This is a genomic window from Cupriavidus neocaledonicus, from assembly GCF_000372525.1.
GTDB lineage: Bacteria > Pseudomonadota > Gammaproteobacteria > Burkholderiales > Burkholderiaceae > Cupriavidus > Cupriavidus neocaledonicus.
This window is the reverse complement of the sequence record NZ_AQUR01000071.1, coordinates 1-23791: the sequence shown is the minus strand read 5'-3', so window position 1 is coordinate 23791 and position 23791 is coordinate 1. Positions and strand designations below refer to the sequence as shown.

Here is a 23791-nt window from a genome sequence, read left to right as displayed (position 1 = left end):
GGCGTTCTCAGAATGAAGTCAGCAGGATGCTGCGGTCGACCGACTGGATATCCGTCTTGCCGCAAAACGCCATGGAGAGATCGAGCTCGTTCTGAATGATGTTCAAGGCCGTGGACACGCCTGGCTCGCCGAGGGCGCCCAGGCCATACATCATGGCGCGACCGATATACGTGCCACGTGCCCCGAGCGCGATGGCCTTGAGCACATCCTGGCCCGAGCGGATGCCACCATCCATATGGACTTCCACCCGATCCCCGACCGCTTCCACGATGCGCGGCAATGTGGAGATCGATGACGCGGCCCCGTCCAGCTGGCGCCCGCCATGGTTGGACACGATGATGGCATCGGCGCCGCTTGCCACCGCCAGTCGCGCATCCTCGGGGTCCTGGATGCCCTTGACGATCAGCTTCCCATCCCACCGCTTCTTGATCCATTCGACATCCTGCCAGGACAGGCGCGGATCGAACTGTTCCCGAGTCCACTCCACCAGCGATCCGATACTGTCGACGCCCCTGGCATGCCCGACGATATTGCCGAACTGACGGTGTCTGGTACCCAGCATGCCCATGCACCAGCGCGGCTTGCTCGCCATGTTCACAAGGTTGCGCAGCGTCGGCCTGGGCGGCGTGGACAGGCCGTTTTTCTTGTCCTTGTGCCGCTGGCCGAAGACCTGCAGGTCCATCGTGACCACGAGCGCCGAACAGTTGGCATTCCTGGCGCGGTCGATCAGGCTCTCGACAAAGGTCCGGTCGCGCAGCACATAGAGCTGGAACCAGAACGGATGGCGCCCGGTCGCTTCCGCCACCGCCTCGATCGGGCAGATGCTCATGGTGGACAAGGTGAAAGGGATGCCGTGCCGCTTCGCCGCGCGCGCGGCCAGAATTTCTCCGTCGGCGTGCTGCATGCCGGTCAACCCGGTGGGCGCGATCGCCAACGGCATGCTGACCGGCTGACCCACCATGGTGCTGGCGGTACTGCGCTCGGTAATGTCGACCGCCACGCGCTGGCGGAATTCGATACGCTGAAAATCCGCCTCGTTGGCACGGTAGGTATATTCGGTCCACGAACCGCCGTCGACATAGTCATAGAACATGCGCGGCACGCGCTTTCTCGCCAGCCGGCGCAGGTCTTCGATGCACGTGATCTCGGTCATCGGAACTCCTGGAAAAAACAATGAGCTGCCGGATCACCCGATCCGGCAGCTCGCGCGTGCGACCTCGTTACCAATGACAGGTCACCGTGCCGCCTCGAGCACAGGCTCAAGACCGCTCATACGTCATATATCCGTTCTGGAGCACGATATGGTCAGCGATGTATTTGGCATCGTGCCAGACGCCATAGATGAAGGACGACGCCCGGTTGACCAGATTCGGCAAGCCCAGGAAATAGATGCCGCTTTCGGCGGAGATGCCGCGCTTGTGGAACGGGTCTCCCTTCTCGTCGAAGGCATTCTTCACGTTCAGCCAGTTGAAATCGAACTTGAAACCGGTCGCCCACAGAATCGTGGTGATGCCGGCTTCAGCCAGGTCGAGGCTGAGGATCGGGTGCTTCAGGCATTCCGGGTCCGGCAGCAGCTCCCAGGCCTCGGGTTCCGGCGGAAACGGCAGGCCGTTCTCTTCGATGTAGGCATCCGCTTCGCGCAGCACGTCGAAGTAGGCGCGGTCGCCTTCGGCGATGTTCTCGGGCAGGCCTGGCTCGAACGTCATGACGCCATCGTTGTAGGCCTGGGTCAGGCCGACCAGGTTGATGCCCGCGTGCGCCAGGCGCCGGAAATCGACGGTCTTGCCGCCTTCATAGCCGCTCACGGCGAAAGCGACGTGCGCCTTCTTGGGCCGGATCCTCACTTCATCCCACAGCCCGAGCGCGCCCAGCCACCAGCAGTAGTCACGGCCACGGTACGCGCGCGGGGGGCGGTAATGCTCGCCGACCGAGAGATAAACCGTCTTGCCGGCCTGGCGCAGCTCTTCGGCGATCTGTGAGCCGGAAGCGCCCGCGCCCACCACGAGCACTCCGCCATCCGCCAGCTGGCCCGGATTCTTGTAGGCCGAGGAATGCAGCTGCCGGATCTTTTCGCTCTCAGGCACGATCTTCGGATAGGCCGGCGTCTGGAACGGGCCGGTTGCGGCAACGACGTTGTTTGCCTCGATGATGCCGTCGGAGGTCGTCACCCTGAAACCGGGACGCCCTCGATGCCGTTCCACCTGCCTGACTTCCACGCCGGTACGGACCGGCGCCTTCAGCATGGCGGCATAGTTCTCGAAATACTGGGCCATGCGCTCTTTTGACGGAAAGGTCTCCGGCGAAATGCCTTCGAACTTCATCCCGGGAAAACGGTCATGCCAGGCCGGTCCATTCGCGACCAGAGAATCCCAACGTTCCGAACGCCAGCGTTCTGCGATGCGGCTGCGTTCCAGCACGACATGCTGCACACCCATGTGCGCGAGATGCTCACTCATCGCGATGCCCGCCTGGCCAGCACCGACCACCACGGTGTTGAATTTTTCCACTGACATTTGAATTTCCCAAGAATGATCGCCCCGGTCAGTCGCCCAGGCACGGAAGCTTCGACGGCAAGGCGTACTGGCGCCCTGGAGACATCGCTCATCGACGGTGGCCAGTTTGATGAAGCCCACCTGGTTTGGAAATCACGTTTTTCAGACTCAGGACTTAGGAAAAAGTAAAGCGCCCGCCGAAGCGCGCCGCACCGCCGCTCGCACCCGCGCACCACAAGGCGTTCCCGGCCAGCGCCTGCGCGCCGCCTGCACCTGCAAACGGCCATTTCGTTTTTTCCGAGGGACCGCATCAGTTTCGGCAAAGTCCCGATACTGGCGGATTGACTTATCCTGCTTGCCAGTACCAGCTCGGCCTCGATGTCATTGGGCCCAAGCCTGGAGCACGGCATACTCCTCAATCTCCGTACCACCATGAACGTAGCCAACTCCGAGCCTGCCGCACAGCAACACCACGCACAGCCCGATACCGCAGTCAGCCTGGAAAGGGTGGTCAAGAGGTATCACGACCACACCGTGCTGCACGAGCTCTCGCTGAAGATTCGACGCGGGGAATTCCTCACCCTGCTGGGCCCGTCCGGTTGCGGCAAGACGACGCTCCTCAATCTCATCGCCGGCTTTGCGGAAGCCGACACCGGCGAGATCTTCATCGATGGCCAGCCGGTGACCTGCGAGCCGCCGCACAAGCGGCAGATCGGCATCGTCTTCCAGAATTACGCGCTCTTTCCTCACATGACCGTCGAGCGCAATATCGGCTATGGCCTGCGCATGCGGGGCGTGGGCAAGGATGAGATCGCACAGCGCGTGAAGCAGGTGATGGACCTGGTGAAGCTGGACGGCCTCGGGCACCGCAAACCGCGCGAACTATCGGGCGGCCAGCAGCAGCGCGTGGCCCTGGCGCGGGCGCTGGTGATCCAGCCCAAGGTACTGCTGCTGGACGAGCCCTTCTCGGCCCTGGACAAGAACCTGCGCGGCGCCATGCAGGTAGAAATCCGGGAAATCCAGCGCCGCTTGCGCCTGACCACAGTGTTCGTCACCCACGACCAGGGCGAGGCGCTGGCCATGTCCGACCGGATCGCGGTGATGTCGAACGGCATCATTCGGCAGATCGCGTCGCCGGCCGATCTGTATCAGAACCCGCAGGATCCGTTCGTGGCGTCCTTCCTGGGCGACGTGAATATCCTGCCGGCGCATTATCACGGCCAGACGGCCACGGATGTGCAACTGCGCCTGGGCTCGGGACTCATCAGCTTCCCGCATGCCCGCCTGGCCGACGCATCGCACGACGGGGAACGGCTGGACGTGTACGTGCGCCCGGAGCACATCAAGCTTGAGAATCTGCATGCCGAGTCGGTGTTGAGCGGCACCGTGATCCATCACGTCTACCAGGGCGATCACATCAATACGTTCATCGACGTGGACATTCCGATGACGGCCCGTCAGGTCGTCACGGTGCGCAGTGCGGGCCTGGGCGCCATGCAGCAATGGCCCATCGGCTCGGTCGCGGGACTTGCGCTGCCCGATGAGGGCGTCAGCATTTTCAGTCCGCAGAAGCGGACGTAAGAACAGATGCAGGTTCGCAACGCGAAGGCATGACACAGTGCGCCAGACAACGCAGCCAGAGAGGGTACACCCATGACCAGTCTTCCCCGCTCCATGCAAGCCATCATCGCCCGTGAACCCGGCGACGCGGGTGTGCTGACGCTGGCAGAGCGGCCCATGCCCGAGCCCGGTGCTGGCGAAGTCCTGCTGCGCGTGCTCGCCGCCGGCGTCAACCGGCCCGACATCATGCAGCGCCAGGGTATCGCCAAGCCGGCGCCCGGCATCACCGACGTGCTCGGCCTGGAAGTCTGCGGCGAAGTGGTCGACTGCGGTCCCGGTGTGGACCGCCAGCTGATGGGCCAGCGGCTGATGAGCCTGGTGCCAGGCGGCGGCTATGCGCCGTGGTGCACGGCGCCGGTCGATCAGTCCTTCATCGTGCCCGGCACGCTTTCCGAGGTCGAGGCAGCTGCCTTGCCCGAGGGGCTGTTCACCGTATGGCACAACCTGTTCGAGCTGGGCCGCCTGGCCATGGGCGAAACCGTCCTGATCCATGGCGCGGCCGGCGGCATCGGCACGCTTACGATCCGGATGGCGCATGCCGCGGGCGCAACCGTGATCGTCACCGACAACGACGAAAGCCGTTTTCCGGAACTGCGCGCCATGGGCGCCGATGCGACGATCTGCTGGCCCACCACCGATTTCACCAAGGCCTGCCTGGAGTACACCGACGGGCGCGGGGTCGACGTGGTCATCGATATCGTCGGCGGCGACTATGTCCGCCGCAATCTTGCCGCCATGGCCTTCGGCGGCCGCCATGTCAGCCTGTCCTTCATGCAGGGTTCGGCGGTCAATGTCGAGCTGCTGACGCTGATGCAGCGCCAGGTGAGCCTGCACTCGTCCACCATGCGCCCCCAGAGCCATTACGAAAAGACACGGATGGCCCAGAGCATTGCCCGCCATGTCATGCCGCTGCTGAAAAACGGACGGATCAAGCCGCGCATCCACGCCGCCTTCCCGCTCGCGCAGGCGGTCGCGTCCCACCAGATGCTGGAAAGCGGCAAGGTCTTCGGCAAGCTGGTCCTGATTCCCTAGCATCCACACAAGCCATGCTGAAACTTCTTTTCGCTCCGACCTCGCCATTCGTGCGCAAGGTCATGGTCTGCGCGCACCTGACGGGGCAGGCCGAATCCATCGAGCTGCTGGACAGCGCCGCCCATCCGGTGCGGCGCGACCCGCGCATCGCGGCCCACAACCCGCTCGCCAAAGTCCCGACGCTGATTCTGGAGAATGGCCAGGCCATCTATGACAGCCGGGTGATTTGCGAGTACCTGGCCAGCCGCGCAGACGCGGCGGACATCTTTCCCGCCTCCGGCCCGGCGCGCTGGACGGCCCTGACCCGTCAGGCGCTCGGCGATGGCCTGCTCGACGCCGCGCTGCTCGCGCGCTACGAACGGACGGCGCGCCCCGAAGAAGTCCAGTGGCCCACGTGGCGCGAAGCGCTGCTGACGAAAGTCAGCGCCTGTCTCGAATCAATCGACGCCATCGCACCGGACCTCGCGGAAGAACAGCCAACCATCGGTGAAATCACCATCGGTTGCGCGCTGGGGTATCTGGACTTCCGGTTTCCGGAGCTCGACTGGCGCGCCCGGTACCGCAACGCGGCACGCTGGAATGAGGCTTTCCAAAGCCTGCCGGCCATGCAGGCCACGCGCCCCCACGAAGGTTGACATACAGAGGTCAGAACATGAGCGAGAAGATCACGATCTGGTTCCTGAACGGCCCCAACGCCAATCTTTATGGCCTGGACGCCAACAAGACGTATGGCAGCGACAGCTTTCCGGTGTTGCAGTCACGATGCGAGCAAAAGGCAGCGTCCCTGAATGCCGACCTGCGCTTCCTGCAGTCAAACTACGAGGGACAGCTGGTCGACTGGATCCAGGAGTCGCGCGGCGTGGCGGACGGCATCATCATCAATGCGGCCGGCCTGACCTACTCGTCGATTCCGATCCTCGATGCCTTGCTGTCTTTCCCCGGCAAGATCATCGAAGCCCATATGAGCAACATCTGGAAGCGCGAGCCGTTCCGCCACCACTCCTACATCTCGAAGGTGGCGGATGGCGTAATCGCCGGGCTGGGCGGCGACGGCTACGAATTTGCCATCGAGGCCGTCACGCGGCTGGTGCAGAAGGGCAGAGCAGCGGTTTGATTCCATGCGCAAGCGGGACGGCAGCAGGATGTACTGTCGCTGCCGTGCTTGCCATTATTCTCAAGGCAGTTGCCACGATGCCAATTTCTGAAGACACTCCCTCGGGCGCGTTGGCCTTCTACAGCGCATTCGACGATTTCGACACGTGGAAGCGCGCGCTCCAGGCCCAGCTCCCGAATCTGAAGGTCATTCACTCCAGCGACATCACCCGGCCGGCCGACATCCACTACGCGCTCGCCTGGAAACCGCCGGAGAATTTTTTTGCCGGGATGACTAACCTGCGCCTGATCGTCAATCTGGGGGCGGGGGTCGATTCACTGGTCCGGCGGCAGGATCTTCCGCAAGGCATTCCGATCACGCGGCTCACGGACCCGCAGATGGCGCGCATGATGGCGGGGTACGTGCTGTTCGCAGTGCTGCGGCACGCCCGCGACATTCCGTACTTCGAGCAGGCGCAGCGGCGGGGTGAATGGGCGTACCGTCATCCCCGTTCACCCGAAGACATCCGCGTGGCGGTCCTGGGGCTCGGTCAGCTGGGCGCGAAAGCGGCCCACGAACTGCAGCGCCAGGGGCTCAAGGTGATCGGCTGGTCGCGCAGCCCGGCGCGGATCGACGGCGTGGCATGCTTTGCCGGCCTGGAAACGCTCGACACAGTGCTCGGACAGGCGGACATTGTCGTCGTGATGCTGCCGCTCACGCCGCAGACGGCTGGCATCCTGGATCGGTCGCGACTCGAGCGGCTGCCGCGAGGCGCTGCCTTTATCAACGTTGCGCGGGGCGCACTGGTCGATCAGGGGGCGCTTACAGACCTGCTCCAAAGCGGCCACATCGGCGCGGCAACCCTTGACGTTTTCGAGCGCGAACCTTTGCCTGCCGGGGATCCGCTGTGGAGCATGCCCAATGTACTGATCACACCCCACCTGGCTTCGGTGGCGATTCCGTCGTCTGCGGCAACACAGATTGCGGAGAATATTGTTCGGGTTTCCGCCGGCGGAGCGCCAGACAACATCATCGATCCAGCACGTGGATACTGAGGTATGGACTACGTCTGGCGCAATGCGCCGGGCACCTGGAAGGGACAAGAGACGCGATCAGAATGGGGCGAAGCGGTGCACGACCCCATCTCGGATGGTTTCCAGTATCTGACTGAACGTTCGCGTAGGCTACGCACCAACCGTGCGAGTGAGGTCACCTATGGCCTTCTCCGGGCGGGAACCCCGTCATTCTCGAGCCCCGCGCTATGATTTCGCGGGTGCGACGGACGCGCCCTCGATCCCGTGACGCCTGAGAGCCGCCGAAACGAAGCCGGAGGCCTTCATCTCCTCGACGAACCGCCGTAGCAATGCGAAAGCTTCAGCACTGCGGGCTTTGGGGAGGCCCATGGCCTGCCGTATGACCATAAACCTGCCCGGCAGCAACCTCAGGCCCGCAGTGCGCTTGGCATCTGCTTCCAATTGCTGTCGAACCCCTGCAGCCACGTCCGCATCCTGTTCCAAAAAGGTTTGCACAACGGATGGAGACGTCGGGGCGCGCACGATGTGTGCATGTTGCAGCGTACGAGTGAGGTGAAGGTCGTAGGCGCTCCCCTTTCCTACGACGACGCGGTGTCCGGCAAGGTCGACTTCATCGTTGGCCTTGACGGGGGATTCGTTCTTTACCAGGTATGCGCCCTCGATCAGCACGTAGGGTTCAGAGAAGGCGATGCCGGCCCCCCGGACCGGGTCGACGGCAAAGAAGCCGAAGTCTGCCTGCCCTGCCGTGACGGCATCGACCGACTTTCCCGCGGAATCGAACACGACAAGCTCAAGCGGAAAACCAAGGCGATGGGCAAACTCGCCGGCCAGGTCTACTGAAACGCCGAATGGATTTCCCTCGGCATCGAGGTTTGCGAGGATAGGATTGCCCACATTAATGGATGCGCGAAGGATTCCCGTCGGCGCAAGCTCGAGCCGTGCATTGTCATTTGTCATGGTGCTTCCGAAGGGTGCAATCTCAGTTTGTCTTGGCGTTCGCATGTCGATCCAGTAATGCTTTCACTGCGGGGTCCATGGCGATGCCCTTTTCGCGCTGCTGCGTCAGCTTGTCGAGTTCGATCTCTCCGGGAACAATGACCGGCTGGCCGGGCTCGGCCGGTGCGCTACCGTGAAGGATGGCTGTAAAGTCTTTCATGCGAGCCGTCAGCCATTGCGCCGATCCCAGTCGCCTGGTATCAACCAGGATAAAGAAATGGCCCAGGTTCTGGGGCTCGGCAGGTGCATCGACCCAAGACTTGACGTGCGTCAGGTATGCCGCATCCGAGAGCAATCCAGCGAAGAGATCGACCATCAGTGCCAGCCCATAGCCCTTGTGCCCGCCAATAGGCAGCAGGAAGCCATCGAGGGCGGCTTTGGGGTCGGTGGTTCGTCGTCCTTGCGCGTCGGTGGCCCACGAATCCGGAATCGGTTGTCCTGCCTTGAGTGCATTGCGAATCTTGGCGCGCGCGGCCACGCTCATGGCCATGTCCAGCAGGAAGTGGCGGCCGTCATGCCCCGGTACGCCGAAGCCCAAAGGGCTGTTGCCAAGGCGTGCATCGCTGCCGCCCCATGGCGCGATGGTCGTCGTGGCATTGCTGCCAATCATGCTGGCGAATCCTGCTTGCGCCGCAATGTAGCTGTACGGCGAAACCGGCCCGAAATGATTGCTGCCCCGGACGAAGGCCATGCCAATGCCGAATTCCTGGGCGACGTCCATGGCGGCGCGCAGCGCCTTCATGCCAGCGAGCGGACCGACCGCGTTGCCACCATCGACCTTTACCAGCGCCGGCGCGACGCGTTCGACGGTAATGGTGGGGCGTGCCGCGATACCGCCGGACTGGAGTCGTTCGCCATAGGATTCAATGCGGGACAGGCCATGGGTGCTGAGCCCGAAGAGGTCTGCGAGTACGAGGATGTCAACGACATCGCTGGCGTCACCTTCGGCCAGGCCGAGGCCCTGGAACGCGCGTGTTCCGAGCTGACGGAGTTCGGCTTCGGATACCGTGATTCGATCTTGTTGCATGCTGGATATTCTCTGAAAGATTTAGTTGGCCTGGATACCCGCGCTGCGGATGACGGTGCCCCAGCGTTGTTGCTCGGTACGAATGAATGACGCAAATTCGGCGCTGCCCCCACCGACAGGCGTGCTTGCGTCCTCTGCAAGTCGTTGTCGCACCAGTGGGGTGGACAGGGCCTTTACTGCCTCGGCATGCAGGCGACTGACAACCGGCGTGGGCGTGCGCGCAGGCGCCATCAGCCCAAACCATTGAGAGCTTTCGAATCCGGGATAGCCTTCCTCGGCAATGGTGGGAACGCTGGGAATCGGCGCGAGCCGCTGTGACGATCCGACCGCGAGGATGCGCAGCTTGCCTGCCTTGGCATGTTGCAGGATCCCTGCCAGGCCCGCCGATGCGGCGTCAATGTTTCCGGCGAGCAAGTCGGTGATCTGGGCGCCGGTGCCCTTGTAAGGCACGTGCACAAGATCGATACGCGCGGTCTGCTTGAGCATCTCGAAGGCGACGTTGCCGGCGCTGCCGTTGCCCGCCGATCCGTATGTCATGGCGCCAGGCTTCGCCCTGGCCTGGGCGATGAATGCCTTGATGGAATCGCTGTGGACGGTAGGCCCGACCGCGAACACCATCGGCACTTTCGCGAGCAATGTCACCGGCGTGAAGTCCTTCAGAGGATCGTAGGGAAGCTTGCGCATCATGGCGGGATTGACGGCAAGCGTACCAACGTGACCAAGAACCAGTGTGTATCCGTCAGGCGCGGCGCGCGCGGTTTCCTGCATGGCGATGACACCCTGGCCGCCGCCCTTGTTGTCCACGACGACCTGTTGGCCCAGGCCCTTCGACATTTCTGCCGCGATGACACGGGCAATGGCATCCGAGCTTCCGCCGGGTCCGTACGGGACGATCAGCCGGATCGGCCTGACGGGTGTCCAGGTCTGCGCATGTGCGGGAATCAGTGAAGCGGCTAGCGGGATTGCGAGCGCGGCAAGGGCGGCACGGCGCGCGATGCGCCGTACCGGCTCTCGTACTTTGTTGGGCATTGTGTCTCCTGCTTGGTCAGGACAGCGTCTTGTACTGTCCGTGCCGCGAATGATCGCGCTCACCGAATTCCGGTGTAAAGTGCAAATATCACAAGTATTCGTGCGTTCAACACATGAATTTCGATCTCGCGGATTTGCGGGCGTTTCTGGCGGTAGCCGATCTGGGCAGCTTCAAGGCAGCATCCGAGGCGATGTTCTTGTCGCAGTCGGCACTGTCGCGTCGCGTCGACAAACTGGAAGAAGCGCTTGGCGTCGCGCTTTTCACACGGACAACGCGGAAGGTCGAATTGACCACTTTGGGCCGCATGTTCGTGCACAAGGCACGAAACGTCATCAACGAGCTGGAAGAGGCGATGCTCGGCATTCAGACCGTTGCCGAGCGGCTGTCGGGCGAGGTGACGCTAGCCTGCGTACCGTCTGCGGTTGGCCATTTCCTACCCTCTGTCGTGGGGCCGTACCACGAGCGCTATCCGGGGATACGACTCCGCATCATTGACGAGTCTTCGGGGGATGTCCTCCTCGCAGTCACGCGCGGCGATGCGGATTTCGGTCTGACCTATATCGGGACGCAGGAGCCCGACATCGAATTCTGCCCTTTGATTGAAGAGGCCTTTGTTGTCGCCTGTCGCAAGGGGCATCCGTTAGCTGCGCGAAAAAGCGTCAAATGGAAAGACCTTGGAGGTTTTGACTACATTACGCTCGCGCAAGGCAGCGGCAATCGCTTCCTGATTGACCAGGCCCTTGCGCGGCTGCAGGTAAGGCCGCGTTGGTACTGCGAGGTAAATCATGTTCCCGCCTTGGTAAGCCTGATCCAGGCCGGCCTGGGCATCGGTGTTGTGCCGCGAATGGCTTTGCCGCCGAAGTCCAGCAATGGCCTGCTTGCGATCCCGCTGACGGACCCGGCCATAACGCGAACGTTGGGATTGATCTCTCGACGAGGACGCCCGTTGGCGCCGGCCGCGCAGATTCTCTTTGACTTGCTGATCCGAAGAGGAACAGCAAAACGCTAGGCGCGTGGCATCGAAGTTACTGCGGTGCAGGTGACCGGTGCTTCATCGCATTCCATTGCGGACTTCCTGCAACACCTGATCGAAAGCATCAACGCGGATCAGGCCTAGCCGCGGAAACTCCAAGTCGATGATGACATAGAGTGTCGCCGTCAGCGAGGCCACGAAGAAAAGCGCATGCAACCAGTTTCGAGTACTGCGGCTGGCCATGCCATAGCCCGCAAACAAGGCCCCAACCCAGCAAAGCGCGAAAAGCATGCCGAAGATGACGCCGGGCGGATGTTCCCTTGTTGCGGCGAGTCGGGTCGATGCCGTGTCGAATGCTGCATTGAGCGCTGGTAACAGAAGCATGGTGGCCGTCGTACTAGCGGTTCGCTGGGACTCCGTTACGGACCTTGTCCAGAGGCGTTCACGCAGCACGTCCGAACGTACCAAGAAAGCCTCGACGCGTTTGCGGTCAGGGACGGCTCGATAGGCGTCAAGCCGGGCATCGAGATATTGCCGGAATATCTCCTGCAACTCACCACGTGCTGGTTGCGGCAGCAGATCCAGACGCAGGTAAGCAGTACCGATATCGTTGGCTTCCTGGACGATCAGCGTACGCCGCATATCAAAGCGGCTTGCGGCCCCGGAAAAGGTGAAGGCAATCAATAGCCCAAGCAGTGCGAATATCGCGCTTGCGACCGCGCTGACGCCCGTTGTCTCCGGTTCGCGACCGGCGGCAACCTGCCATTGCCACACGGTCCGGCCGAGCTCTAGGGCGATCAGGATACTTGTGAATATTCCGACGGCCAACACCAGCCCGCCGGCCCAACCGGCACCATAAAGTAGTGATGCCAAAATCGTCTCCGGTCCATTGTCGCGATGCGCGCTTTCAACGTTGAAGACGGTATGGAAAAGTTTCGCCACAGTATGTGCGCTGCCGAACAGGTGTCCGGCAGCTGGGTGGAACTGCGCAGATGGCCGACAACTGACCGCCGTCGTGACAGTGATCCAACAACGCTAACGGCACCATGGCTGACGCTACACCGCCTGCGATACCCGCCATGTCAAAATTCGTCCACTTGATCCGCTCCATCGCCCCATGTTCGAGAATGGTTTGTCGCCAGACCAACGGCGACCAGGTTTAGCAGCCTGCGCACCAATCAGGACCGCACACGTAGCATTCCCGTCGCCGCAGCTCATCCAATCCCCTCGTCCTTCAACGCCCGCTTCACCGCCGGCCGCTCCCCAACCCTCGCCCGATACGTCAGCAGCGCAGGCCAGCGGTCAAGCGACAGCTTGAAATGATCCGGCCATCTCAGGATGGTGAACAGGTAGGCGTCCGCGACACTGAACTCTCCCATCAGGTAATCCTTGTCCGCCAGCTGCGGAGCCAGCCAGTCGAAGCGCTGTGACAGCCGCGTCCACGTCGCTTCTTTCTGTTCCTGCGGCGTGCCGGGTTTCCAGAACGGCGCGAAACTCTTGTGCAGTTCCGACGAAATGAAGTTCAGCCATTCCTGCAGGCGATAGCGCTCCAGCGTATTGCACGCCGGAGCAAGTCCTTTTTCCGGGGCCTGGTCGGCAATGTACTGGACCACCACGGCCGCCTCGGTCAGCCGTTCGCCGCTCCCGAGCTCAAGCGTCGGCACATAGCCCTTGGCATTGATGGTCTTGTAGTCGGCGCCGCTCTCGGTTTTATGCGGCTCGGCGCGCAAGTCGACGCGCTCGGTGGAGAAGGGAAGGCCGGCCTCGACGAGGGCGATATGTGCCGCCAGGGAACATGCGCCGGGAGCGTAGTAGAGCTTCATGATGGGTGCCTCCTTGGTAATGTGCGCCACCTTGAGGACGTCAGCTGAGATTTAGCAATCGACATGCCCAAGCCGTTTCTCTCCGCCTGGTTGCCGAAGTCGGAAGCGCGCAATCACGGCGGCGCGGCGCGTCCGATGCCCTTGGCGCCCGGTGCCGGCGCGCCGGAATGGATTGCAAGGCGCGTAGCAGAAATTGCCAGGCGGGCGCTTCCCAGCCTCGTTTTCCCGGCGCCGGCGCTGGCCGACCCGTTGGGAATGTTCCTTGCAGCAGTGGTACTCCGACTGACCTCGCCGGAGGTGGCTCCGGCTTCATGTGGAGGACACCATGAAAGCGGTTGTATTTCACGGTATCGGCGACATCCGGCTGGATGACGTACCGGAGCCGGTGATCGAGCAGGACACCGACGCCATCGTGCGCCTGACCGCCAGTGCCATTTGCGGCACCGACCTGCACTTCGTGCGCGGCACCATGGAAGGGCTGGCGCCGGGCACGGTACTGGGCCACGAAGGCGTGGGCGTGGTCGAGGCCCTCGGCAACGGCGTGCGCAACCTCAGCGTGGGCGACCGGGTCGTGATCCCGTCCACCATTGCCTGCGGCTATTGCTCGTACTGCCGCGCCGGCTACTACGCCCAGTGCGACAACGCCAACCCGCACGGCAAGCAGGCCGGCACCGCCTTCTACGGCGGGCCCGAGCAGACCGGACCGTTCCAGGGGCTGCAAGCCGAAAAGGCACGGGTGCCGTTCGCCCACGTCAACCTGGTCAAGCTGCCGGACAATATCAGCGACGAGCAGGCGATCATGCTCTCCGACATCTTCCCGACCGGCTATTTCGGTGCCGACCTCGCCAGCATCCATCCCGGCCACACGGTAGCGGTGTTCGGCTGCGGCCCGGTGGGGCAGTTCGTGATCGCGTCGGCGAAGCTGATGGGCGCGGGCCGCATCTTTGCCGTGGATGCGGTGGCCGACCGGCTCGACATGGCGCGCGCGCAGGGCGCCGAGGTGGTGAACTTCGATGCCGAAGACCCGGTGCAGACCATCGTGGAGCTGACCGGCGGCATCGGCGTGGACCGGGCCATCGATGCGGTCGGCGTCGACGCCATGCACGCGCACCACGGCCCGGCGGCGCAGGACCCGTCCATCCCCGAAAGCGAGCAGGAGGCCGCCCGCCTGGCGCCGCACGCCCACCCCACGGAGCAGGGCAACTGGGTTCCGGGCGACGCGCCGGCCCAGGCACTGGACTGGGCCATTCGCGCGCTGGCCAAGGCCGGCACGCTGTCGATCATCGGCGTGTATCCACCCACCGACCGCAGTTTCCCGATCGGTGCGGCGATGAACAAGAACCTGACGGTGCGCATGGGCAACTGCAACCACCGCGCCTATATCCCGCGGCTGGTCGAGCTGGTGCGCACCGGTGCGGTGGACCCGGCCGCGATCCTGACGCGGCGCGAGCCGATGACCTCGGCGATCGAGGCCTACCAGGCCTTCGACCGGCGCCAGCCTGGCTGGATCAAGGTCGAACTGCAGCCTGGGTCGGTCCACTAGCCGCCGGGCCAGCCGAGTGTCTGGCATGGCATGCCGCCGTCGGGAGCGGCGACATGCGGCCAGGCGCTCCTACTTGCGCTGCATGTCGATGACGGTCGGCTTGCCGTCGACCTTGTCGAACGTGACGGAAACCGAGTCGCCTTCCTTGAAGTTCTTCAGCGAGGCGCGGTCCTTGACCGGGAACGCCATGGTCATGGCGGACATGCCAAGGTTCTCGATGGGGCCGTGCTTGAGCGTCACCTTGCCGGCCGACGCATCGATCTTCCTGATCTCGGCCGGCACAGGTCGGGAGGCCTGCTTCGACGCGGCGGCTGCCTTGTTGTCCATGCCGTGCATATCATGGCCGTCCATGGATCCCGCTGCGAATGCGGTGGAGGCGTTGCAGGCGGCGACGATGGTGAGCGCGAGTGCGAGAGTCTTGCCGGGTTTCATTGCGATTCGTCCTGATGTGAAGGTTGGGTAGGGACAGGGGGAACTCGGGACCGCCGTCGGCGCATCAGCCAATACACCGCCGGTACGACAAAGAGGGACAGCAATGGGGCGGTCACCATGCCGCCGACCATTGGCGCGGCGATGCGCTGCATCAGTTCCGATCCGGTGCCATGCGACCACATGATGGGGATCAGGCCGCCGAGGATTACCGCGACCGTCATGGCCTTGGGCCGCACGCGCTGAACCGCCCCTTCCTGGATCGCGTCGAGAAGTGCCCGCTGCGTGGTCTCGCCGCGTTCTTCGCGCTCGCTCCAGGCTTGTTTCAGATAGAGCAGCATGATGACACCGAACTCCGCCGCCACGCCGGCCAGCGCAATGAAGCCGACGACGCCAGCCACGGAGAGGTTGTAGCCGAGCAGATAGAGCAGCCAGAAGCCGCCAATCAGCGAAAGTGGCAGCGTGCCCATGATCAGCAGCGCCTCATCCAGGCGGCCGAAAACCATATAGAGCAGCACGAAGATGATCAGCAGCGTGAACGGCACCACGACCTTGAGCCTGGCCGTGGCCCGTTCCAGGTACTCGAACTGCCCCGACCAGCTCAGCGAATACCCCGCGGTCATCGGCACTGTCTTTGCCACCACGGCCTGCATCTCGCGCACGACTGAACGGAGATCCCGTCCGCGAATGTCGACATAGATCCAGCCGGACAAGCGCGCATTCTCGCTGCGCAACATCGGCGGGCCTTGCACGACCCCGATGCGCGCCACGTCCGCAAGCGTGATCTGCAGGCCCTTGTCGGTGACGATGGGCAGGGCACGCATTTGCTCGAGGGAATCACGATAGTCGCGCGGATAGCGGACGTTGATCGGAAAACGCGCCAGCCCGTCGACCACTTCACCGACATTCTCGCCCCCGATCGCCGATGACACGATACTCTGCACATCCTCGATGTTGAGACCGTACCGGCCAGCGGCTCCGCGGTCGATATCCACATCGATATAGCGGCCGCCGGTGAGACGTTCGGCCAGCGCCGATGTGACTCCCGGTACTGTCCTGACCGCCTCTTCTATCCTTGTGGCGAGCCTGTCGATCTCTTTCAGGTCCGTGCCGGCCAACTTGATGCCGACCGGGCTCTTGATCCCCGTGGCGAGCATGTCGATGCGGTTGCGTATCGGTGGTACCCAGACGTTCGACAAGCCAGGCACGCTGACCACGCGATCCAGTTCCTCCACCAGCTTGTCGGTCGTCATGCCCGCCCGCCACTGGTCCCGCGGCTTGAACTGGATGGTGGTCTCGAACATCTCGATGGGCGCCGGATCGGTGGCGGTATCGGCCCGGCCGGCCTTGCCGAATACTGTCGCCACCTCAGGCACGGTCTTGATGAGCCGATCGGTCTGCTGCAACAGCTGCGCCGCCTTGCCGGCGGAGAGGCCCGGCAGCGCCGATGGCATGTACAGCAGGTCTCCCTCGTCGAGCGGGGGCATGAACTCCCCGCCGATACGCATGATGGGCCAGGCGGTTGCCGCCAGCAGCAGTACCGCGATCGCGATGGTGGTCTTGGGATAGGCAAGCACCCTGGCCAGCAATGGCTGGTAGCCGCGGATCAACCACCGGCTGAGCGGATTGGCCTGTTCCGACGGAATCCTGCCGCGAATCATGTAGCCCATCAGGACGGGTACCAGCGTGACCGACAGGCCGGCCGCGGCCGCCATGGAATAGGTCTTGGTGAACGCCAGCGGCGAGAACAGCCGCCCCTCCTGCGCCTCCAGGGTGAATACGGGAATGAACGAGAGCGTGATGATCAGCAGCGAGAAGAACAGGGCCGGCCCCACCTCCGCCGCGGACTCGCCCGTGACGCGCCATCGCTGCTGCGTGGTCAGTTGCCGTCCGGGATTGTCGGCGTGCCAGCGTTCCAGGTGCTTGTGGGCGTTCTCGATCATCACCACCGCCGCGTCGACCATTGCGCCAATGGCGATGGCGATACCGCCAAGCGACATGATGTTGGCGTTCACGCCCTGGTAGCGCATCACCAGGAACGCTGCCAGCACGCCGAGCGGCAGCGAGACAATGGCAACCAGCGCGGACCGCAAATGAAACAGGAACACCAGGCACACCAGCGCCACCACGATGAATTCCTCGATGAGCCTGGCTGTCAGGTTATCCACGGCACGCTTGATCAGCGCTGAACGGTCGTAGGTCGTCACCACCTCCACGCCCTCGGGCAGGCTCGCTTGCAAGGTGGCGAGCCTGGCCTTGACCGCGTCGATGGTCTCCAGCGCATTCTTGCCCGAACGCATCACAATGACGCCGCCCGCGACTTCGCCCTGGCCGTCGAGTTCCGCGATGCCGCGCCGCATTTCCGGCCCCAGCTGAATGGTGGCAACGTCTCCCAGCCGTACCGGGATGCCGGTATCGCTGGTGGCCAGCGGAATCTGGCGGAAGTCGTCAAGCGTCTTCAGGTAGCCGCTGGCACGTACCATGTACTCGGCTTCGCCCAGTTCCAGCACCGAGCCGCCGGTTTCCCGGTTCGCTCCCCTGAGCGCCGCCAGCACCTTGGCCTGCGACAGGTTATAGGCACGCAGCCGGTCCGGCATCAGGACGATCTGGTACTGCCTGACCATGCCGCCCAGCGAAGCGACTTCGGCCACATTGGGCAGCGACTTGAGCTCGAAGCGCAGGAACCAGTCCTGCAACGCGCGCAACTGGCTGAGATCGTGCTGGCCGGTCTTGTCGACCAGGGCGTACTCGTAGATCCAGCCTACGCCGGTCGCGTCCGGGCCAAGCGCGGGCCTGGCCGCGGCGGGCAGGCGCGACTGCACCTGGTTCAGGTATTCCAGCACGCGCGAGCGCGCCCAGTAGAGGTCCGTGTCGTCCTCGAACAACACATAGACATAGGAGTCACCGAAGAACGAATAGCCGCGCACGGTCCTGGCACCGGGCACGGACAGCATCGTCGTGGTGAGAGGATAGGTGACCAGGTTTTCGACGATCTGCGGGGCCTGGCCGGGAAATGGCGTGCGGATGATGACCTGCACGTCGGACAGGTCCGGCAGCGCGTCGAGCGGCGTGCTGCGCGCGGCCCACAAGCCCCACGCGGTCAGCACGAGCGTGGCCAGCAGCACCAGGACGCGGTTGCGGATCGAAGCCAGGATCAGCTGCGCGATCATGGCCTGGCTCCCGATGCAGGCGCTGCGCGTTCCACCGATGACAGCGTCGCCGCGCCGTCGCGGTCCAGGTGAAAGCGGAAGCGGATGCGGTCGCCGGGCTTGAATCCTTGCGGCATGCCGGAAGCGGGTGCGGCAAAGTCCATGGTCATGGCGCCCCACCTGGCCGACGGGATCGGCTCGTGGGAAATCGTCATGCTTTGCGCGCTGACCGCCTCCACGCGTCCGTTGCCTTCGTGCTCAGGCCCTGCGGCGGCAACCGCGGGCGCGGCCGGCGCTGCGGCCATGCGCTGCGCGGTACCCCGCAGGCTGGCTTCGGAATCGATCAGGAACTGGCCGGAGACCACGACCTTCTGTCCGGCTTCGAGGCCTTCGGTCACTTCGGTCTGTCCGCCCGCGGTGGCGCCGGTCCTGACCTCGACGGGGCTGAACCCACCGGGTGCGGTCTCCACCATGACGATCGTGCGCGTTCCGGTGTGGATCAGCGACTCGGTCGGGACCAGCAGCCTGTCCGGGCCCGGCGCGGCATCGAAGCGGACAGTCACGAACATGCCTGGCAACAACTGCCGGCCCTTGTTCTGCAGTTCCATCCGGACTCTGACAGTGCGGGTGCTGGCGTTGATGTCTGGCAGGACCGCGTCGACCTTGCCGCTCAGCGTTTGTCCAGGCAGGGCGGCCGCCAGCGCGGACACCGCCTGTCCAGGCCGTAGCCGCGAGACATAGGTCTCCGGCACCTCGGCCAGTACCCATACCGTCGCCAGGCTGGCAAGGCGAAAGAGTGTCGTGCCGGGGGAGACCGTCATGCCGTCGCGCGCGCCGATCTCGGTGACGATGCCGTCGACGGGGCTGGTGATGGCAAGCCGCGGCTGCAGCTTGCCGGTGTCCTGCACCAGGCGGATGTGGCTGTCGGTCATGCCGGCCTGCCGCATGCGGGCCAGCGCGGCCTCGCGCAAATCGCCCTGCAAGGTTGCGCCCATGCGCACCACCGCCAGGTATTCCTCTTGCGCGGTGACCCATTCCGGCGAATAGATCTGCGCCAGCGGCTGGCCTTTGCGAACCGGATCCAGTGTCGTCCTGGCATACGCATGCTCGACGAACCCGCTGCTACGGGCCTGCAGCACTTCGATGCCGCGCTCGTTGATCGCAATATTGCCCGGGACTTCGAATGCGGAGGCCAGCCGGCCCGTCTTTACCTCTGCCGTGCGAACACCAAGGTTCTGCGCCACGCGGTTGTCGACCGTCACGGTTGCGCCGCCGCCGGCTTCCTCGTACACGGGCGACAACGGCATATCCATGAAGGGCGACTTGCCGGGCTTGTCGAAGCGCTGGCCCGGCACCATCGGATCATGCCAGTAGAGGATGCGCTTGCCCGTGCCCGGATCGATATCGCCGGCCTTCAGATTCGCCCCACCGGTGCCGCTCGCCGGCGTGTCCGGCGCGGCGATCTGCCGGCGACCCTGTTGATGGCCGAGGTAATAGGCAGCGCCTGCGCTCGCCAGCACCAGCAGGACCACCAGGGTTCGTGCCATCGTGGTTTGCTTCATGGTTGGGCTCCTTGCGGCGGCATCGCTTGCGCGGCGGTCGGCAACGGCATCAGGAACGTGAGCTCGGCCCACAGCCTGGCGGTCGCCGCCTCCAGCCTGAGCCGTTCGAGCGAGAGATCGAGCGCCTTGCGGCTGGCGTCCGCCACGGCTGCCAGGCTGCCGGCGCCAGTGCGATAGGCGGTCAGGGCCGCCTCGGTTTGTGCCTGCGCCAGCGGTAACGTGGCATTGCGATAGCGCTCCAGGCGCGTCTGGCTGAGTTGCAGTTCGGCCTGCTTGCCGCGCAGCTGTCCAATCAGGCCACGGCGTACCGATTCGGCTTGCGCCCGCGCGGCATTGGCCTGCGCGACCCTGGCGGACAGTTCGCGGTCCTGGCGGTTGCGCTGGTCCCAGGGCACCGGCAGCGAGACGTTCAGCGACACCATATTCGAGTAGGCGGGGCCGCGCTGGCTGTACATCAGCTCGACGCTGACATCGGGCACCTTGTTCTCTCGCGCGACGCGGCTCTCGGCCTCGGCCACGCCGGCTTGCGCCTGCGCGGCAACGACGTCCGGCAGTTGCGTGGCGTCGGCCGCATCCAGGGTATCGAGCCAGGCCGGAGCATCGAACGCGGGGCGCTCGGCCAGCGGCAACGCTGCGGCGTCGCCGACCCACCGGCGCAGCGTCGCCCGGGACGAGGCGACCGCGGCGCGGGCTTCGTCTTCGCGATCCTGCAGTTGCTGCGATTCGATCCGGGCGGCCAGGATCTCGGCGCGTGAGCCGCGGTTGCCTCGATAGGCAGCCTGTGCCGCATCGATCAACAACCTGACCGATTGCGCCTGTTCGGCGAGCAGCTCGTGCGCGCGCTCCGCATACCAGCGCTCCAGCCACGCCGTGGCGGTGCCGCGCTGCACGTTGGCCAGCGCCACCATACGTTGGGCCTCGGCCGACGACGCCTCGGCCTCGAAGCGCTCTGCGCGGGCCTGCCGCTTCGCCGGGCGCGTGAATTCCTGCATGAGGCTGATCGACCTCATCGTCATCGAATCGGTGCCCAGCGAGAACCGGTCCGGGCCATTCGCCGGGACGTTGTTGACGCCGACCTTCAGGACCGGATCCGGCATCTGCCTGCCAGCCACTGCCATCTCGACGGCCGACTGTACTGCCGAGCGCGAGGTCTCGGCATCGGCCGAACGCGACGTGGCGAGCGCGAGCGCTTCCTGCAAGGAAAGGGTCGGCGCGGACTGCGCCCACGCCGGACGGATCACGGCAAGCAGCGTGAGGACGAGCGCCAGCCGGCGCCCGCACTGGATGGGTAAGCGCAAATGCATAAAGCCTCCGCAAAGCAACGACCACCCTGGAGACCATGGCTCAGGGCAGGACAACAGGCGTTGCTTCGGAGGCTACGTGCGGAAACAGCAGTGAAGGATGGGAAGCGGGCGTGGCGGGGCCCGGGGAATCGCATCGCGGGGAGTGGCTATGCGATGCGCGAGTACCGGTATCGGCGCGGGCACCACGACATTGACCAGCACCGGGTGAAATGCAGGAGTCTGGGGCGTGGCATGGTCGGCCGATTTCGAGCCGAGCTGGCAATGTTCCTGGCAAAGACCATCATGTACGGCAGGCCCGGCGTGTTCGTTTGCCATGTCGGGGCAGGCTTCGGTCATGCCCGCCATCTCTTGCGTCGCGGCCAACGAATACCGGCTGCCGTCGCAGGCGTACGCCGCCGCTGCCAGTTGCACTGTCAGGAAAGCGCTCAGCAGGAAGGCGGCAAGCCAGAGCCGACGGAAAATAGTACGCACAGGAGATGCCCAGGTTGCGTGAATGGTAGCAGCAGTTTGACTGCTTGCGGCATATGCCGGTTGGGGGCATCCTGCCGTACTTCCGCCCGTCATCATCGCCGCCCGGCCATTGGCGCCGTGGGAAGACATCCAGGACCCGACCGAAAAAGATCGTTGCAGCTTACCGGGATGTCATGGTTGCGTAATGTTTTGGTGAGAGACGGGTTCATACCATCTTTGATGGGCCAGGGTCCGCCAGCTATGCGGGCAGTCCGGCCGAAGGCGCCTACCTGTCTGGTATCCGGGCTGGGGCAACTGCTGGAACTGAAGGCCCGCTCCCAGACCTCGGCCGCCATCAGGGCGCTGCTGGGGCTGGCGCCCAAGACGGCTAGGCGCATCGGTCCCGGCGGGATCGAGGAAGACGTGCCCCTTGCCCATGTGCATGTCGGCGACCTGCTGCGCGTGCGGCCCGGCGAGAAGGTGCCGGTCGACGGTGTCGTGACCGAAGGCAGCAGCGCCGTCGACGAGTCGATGATCACCGGCGAGCCCATGCCGACCACCAAGCGCGTCGGCGACCGTGTCATCGGCGCCACCATGAACACTTCGGGCAGCCTCGTGATCCAGTCCGAAAAAGTCGGCTCGCAGACCGTGCTGTCGCAGATCGTCCAGATGGTGGCGCAGGCGCAGCGCTCGAAGGCGCCGATGCAGCGGATGGCGGACCAGGTTGCCGGCGTCTTCGTCGTCGGTGTGATCGGCATCGCGGTGCTGACCCTGGTCGCGTGGGGGCTGTTCGGTCCCGAGCCGAGCTGGGTGTTCGGGCTGATCAATGCCGTCGCGGTGCTGATCATCGCCTGTCCTTGCGCGCTGGGCCTGGCTACGCCGATGTCGATCATGGTGGCAAGCGGCAAGGGGGCATCCGGCGGCGTGCTGTTCCGCGACGCCGCGGCGATCGAGAACCTGCGCAAGGTCGACACCCTGATTGTCGACAAGACCGGGACGCTCACCGAAGGCAGGCCGGTCTTCGAGCGCGCCATCGGCGCCGGGGGCTTTACCGAGGATGACGTGCTGCGCCTGGCTGCCAGCGTGGATCAGGGCAGCGAACATCCACTGGCCGCCGCGATCGTCGAGGCAGCCCGTAGTCGCGGCCTGCCGTTGGACAAGCCAGGGCGCTTCGAGTCGAGTTCGGGGATCGGCGTCAGGGGCACGCTGGGCGGCAGCAAGATCGCGATCGGAAACACCGCGCTGATGCAGGGCGAGGGCGTGGACACCGATCCGCTGGTGGCGCAGGCGGACGCATTGCGTGCACAAGGCGCCAGCGTGATGTATCTCGCCGTCGACAACAGGCTTGCGGGCCTGCTCGCCGTCTCCGACCCGCTCAAGGCCACCACGCCCGAAGCGCTGTCGCGTCTGCGGGATGACGGCATCCGTGTCGTCATGGCGACCGGCGATGGCATCGCAACGGCCAGGGCGGTGGCGGCAAAACTTGGCGTGGACGAATTCCACGGCGAGGTCAAGCCGGCGGACAAGCTGGAACTTGTCAGTGCCCTGCAACACGCGGGCGCGGTGGTCGCCATGGCGGGGGACGGCATCAATGACGCGCCGGCGCTGGCGCAGGCGGATGTCGGTATCGCCATGGGCACCGGCACCGATGTCGCGATGAACAGCGCGCAGGTCACGCTGGTCAAGGGGGATCTGCGCGGCATCGCCCGCGCCCGGCGACTGTCGCGCGCGACCATTCGAAACATGAAGCAGAATCTCGGTTTTGCCTTCATTTACAACGCCCTCGGCGTGCCGCTGGCGGCCGGCGTGCTGTATCCCGCGACGGGCCTGCTGCTGTCGCCGATGATCGCGGCGCTGGCGATGAGCCTGAGCTCGGCCTCGGTCATCGCCAATGCGCTGCGTCTCAGGAGCGCTGCTTCGTAAGGCGGACGCGGGTGGGAGACGGGGGGTGACCCTAATTTTTGGTTCAACGAGGAATTCCGGGGAAGGCAGCCTTGATCTTCAGGAAGAAGTATTCCTCGTCACGGTAGCCATAGGCTCGGCGCTTGATGACTTTGATGGTGTTGTTGATGCCCTCAACGACGCTGGTATTCAGCGGATGGCGGCATCGGGCAAGGATGCCGTGCCAATACGCTTTCAGGCGCTGGGCGAACAGTTCGAGGGCAGGTATTCGGCTCTGCCTTGCTTGTTCGCACCAATGCTCCCACGCCTTTTGCGCCCATCCCGGGCGGCGA

Annotated in this window: 20 protein-coding genes and 1 pseudogene; 8 read left to right on the top strand and 13 right to left on the bottom strand. The window is 64.3% G+C overall.

What is annotated here, in order from left to right:
- Positions 1 to 7 precede the first annotated feature (7 nt).
- Positions 8 to 1153 carry an alpha-hydroxy acid oxidase gene (locus tag A3AG_RS0103725; RefSeq protein WP_018004121.1) on the bottom strand — a complete coding sequence of 382 codons (1146 nt, stop codon included), beginning with the start codon at positions 1151 to 1153 and terminating at the stop codon, positions 8 to 10.
- 106 nt (positions 1154 to 1259) lie between these two features.
- Entirely contained in the window at positions 1260 to 2513 is a 1254-nt protein-coding gene (locus tag A3AG_RS0103720) for a flavin-containing monooxygenase (RefSeq protein WP_018004120.1), read from the bottom strand.
- Positions 2514 to 2924: 411 nt separating this feature from the next.
- Between A3AG_RS0103720 and A3AG_RS0103715 the strand changes: the two genes are divergently transcribed.
- The 5 genes from A3AG_RS0103715 (at position 2925) to A3AG_RS0103695 (ending at position 7292) form a co-directional block, all read left to right on the top strand.
- On the top strand, positions 2925 to 4073 hold the full coding sequence (locus A3AG_RS0103715; protein ID WP_018004119.1) for an ABC transporter ATP-binding protein: 1149 nt from the start codon (positions 2925 to 2927) through the stop codon (positions 4071 to 4073).
- 72 nt (positions 4074 to 4145) lie between these two features.
- Positions 4146 to 5144: an NAD(P)H-quinone oxidoreductase gene (locus A3AG_RS0103710; RefSeq protein ID WP_026163912.1), complete on the top strand. Its 999-nt coding sequence runs from the start codon at positions 4146 to 4148 to the stop codon at positions 5142 to 5144.
- 14 nt (positions 5145 to 5158) lie between these two features.
- Complete coding sequence (locus tag A3AG_RS0103705; protein WP_020384429.1) at positions 5159 to 5779, top strand: glutathione S-transferase; 621 nt, start codon at positions 5159 to 5161, stop codon at positions 5777 to 5779.
- A gap of 17 nt (positions 5780 to 5796) precedes the next feature.
- Positions 5797 to 6258 carry a type II 3-dehydroquinate dehydratase gene (locus tag A3AG_RS0103700; RefSeq protein ID WP_018004116.1) on the top strand — a complete coding sequence of 154 codons (462 nt, stop codon included), beginning with the start codon at positions 5797 to 5799 and terminating at the stop codon, positions 6256 to 6258.
- Positions 6259 to 6335: 77 nt separating this feature from the next.
- Positions 6336 to 7292, top strand: coding sequence for a 2-hydroxyacid dehydrogenase (locus A3AG_RS0103695; protein WP_018004115.1), 957 nt, complete (start codon positions 6336 to 6338; stop codon positions 7290 to 7292).
- Between the two features lie 204 nt (positions 7293 to 7496).
- Here the strand turns inward: A3AG_RS0103695 and A3AG_RS31315 are convergent, their stop codons facing one another.
- From A3AG_RS31315 to A3AG_RS0103675, 3 genes are read right to left on the bottom strand one after another with little or no spacing between them, the layout of a single operon-like run.
- Complete coding sequence (locus A3AG_RS31315) at positions 7497 to 8228, bottom strand: ABC transporter substrate-binding protein (RefSeq protein ID WP_035847765.1); 732 nt, start codon at positions 8226 to 8228, stop codon at positions 7497 to 7499.
- A gap of 22 nt (positions 8229 to 8250) precedes the next feature.
- Positions 8251 to 9294, bottom strand: a complete 1044-nt coding sequence (locus A3AG_RS0103680) for an Ldh family oxidoreductase (protein WP_018004112.1) — start codon at positions 9292 to 9294, stop codon at positions 8251 to 8253.
- Positions 9295 to 9315: 21 nt separating this feature from the next.
- Complete coding sequence (locus A3AG_RS0103675) at positions 9316 to 10323, bottom strand: Bug family tripartite tricarboxylate transporter substrate binding protein (protein ID WP_018004111.1); 1008 nt, start codon at positions 10321 to 10323, stop codon at positions 9316 to 9318.
- Positions 10324 to 10436: 113 nt separating this feature from the next.
- Between A3AG_RS0103675 and A3AG_RS0103670 the strand changes: the two genes are divergently transcribed.
- A complete protein-coding gene (locus tag A3AG_RS0103670) occupies positions 10437 to 11333 on the top strand; it encodes a LysR family transcriptional regulator (protein ID WP_018004110.1) in 897 nt (298 codons plus the stop codon).
- A 42-nt stretch (positions 11334 to 11375) separates the two neighbouring features.
- Here the strand turns inward: A3AG_RS0103670 and A3AG_RS0103665 are convergent, their stop codons facing one another.
- Together A3AG_RS0103665 and gstA are read right to left on the bottom strand one after the other, a co-directional pair.
- Complete coding sequence (locus A3AG_RS0103665; RefSeq protein WP_240619783.1) at positions 11376 to 12239, bottom strand: bestrophin-like domain; 864 nt, start codon at positions 12237 to 12239, stop codon at positions 11376 to 11378.
- A 272-nt stretch (positions 12240 to 12511) separates the two neighbouring features.
- Positions 12512 to 13120 carry a glutathione transferase GstA gene (gene gstA, locus A3AG_RS0103660; RefSeq protein WP_018004108.1) on the bottom strand — a complete coding sequence of 203 codons (609 nt, stop codon included), beginning with the start codon at positions 13118 to 13120 and terminating at the stop codon, positions 12512 to 12514.
- 325 nt (positions 13121 to 13445) lie between these two features.
- On the opposite strand from gstA, the gene A3AG_RS0103655 reads away from it, so the two are divergent.
- Positions 13446 to 14663 (top strand): zinc-dependent alcohol dehydrogenase, encoded by a 1218-nt coding sequence (locus A3AG_RS0103655; protein ID WP_018004107.1) that lies wholly within the window; start codon positions 13446 to 13448, stop codon positions 14661 to 14663.
- Positions 14664 to 14732: 69 nt separating this feature from the next.
- Here the strand turns inward: A3AG_RS0103655 and A3AG_RS0103650 are convergent, their stop codons facing one another.
- The 5 genes from A3AG_RS0103650 to A3AG_RS33125 all read right to left on the bottom strand — a co-directional run bounded on the left by A3AG_RS0103650 (position 14733) and on the right by A3AG_RS33125 (position 21578).
- A complete protein-coding gene (locus A3AG_RS0103650; protein ID WP_018004106.1) occupies positions 14733 to 15095 on the bottom strand; it encodes a copper-binding protein in 363 nt (120 codons plus the stop codon).
- Positions 15092 to 18262 (bottom strand): efflux RND transporter permease subunit, encoded by a 3171-nt coding sequence (locus tag A3AG_RS0103645; RefSeq protein ID WP_018004105.1) that lies wholly within the window; start codon positions 18260 to 18262, stop codon positions 15092 to 15094. The genes A3AG_RS0103650 and A3AG_RS0103645 overlap by 4 nt, the downstream gene beginning before the upstream one ends.
- Complete coding sequence (locus A3AG_RS0103640) at positions 18259 to 19803, bottom strand: efflux RND transporter periplasmic adaptor subunit (protein WP_018004104.1); 1545 nt, start codon at positions 19801 to 19803, stop codon at positions 18259 to 18261. Before A3AG_RS0103640 ends, A3AG_RS0103645 begins: the two co-directional genes overlap by 4 nt.
- Positions 19800 to 21107 (bottom strand): TolC family protein, encoded by a 1308-nt coding sequence (locus tag A3AG_RS0103635; protein ID WP_018004103.1) that lies wholly within the window; start codon positions 21105 to 21107, stop codon positions 19800 to 19802. The genes A3AG_RS0103640 and A3AG_RS0103635 overlap by 4 nt, the downstream gene beginning before the upstream one ends.
- A gap of 72 nt (positions 21108 to 21179) precedes the next feature.
- The gene (locus A3AG_RS33125) at positions 21180 to 21578 is read right to left on the bottom strand and encodes a hypothetical protein (protein WP_018004102.1); all 399 of its coding nucleotides are present in this window, start codon (positions 21576 to 21578) and stop codon (positions 21180 to 21182) included.
- Positions 21579 to 21863: 285 nt separating this feature from the next.
- Here A3AG_RS33125 and A3AG_RS31310 point away from each other — a divergent pair.
- Positions 21864 to 23480: pseudogene (locus tag A3AG_RS31310) on the top strand (copper-translocating P-type ATPase); the annotation flags it as partial.
- Between the two features lie 43 nt (positions 23481 to 23523).
- On the opposite strand, the gene A3AG_RS31305 reads toward A3AG_RS31310, so the two are convergent.
- Positions 23524 to 23791 (bottom strand): ISL3 family transposase (locus A3AG_RS31305; protein ID WP_018004100.1); only part of this gene is annotated, 268 nt, incomplete at its 5' end.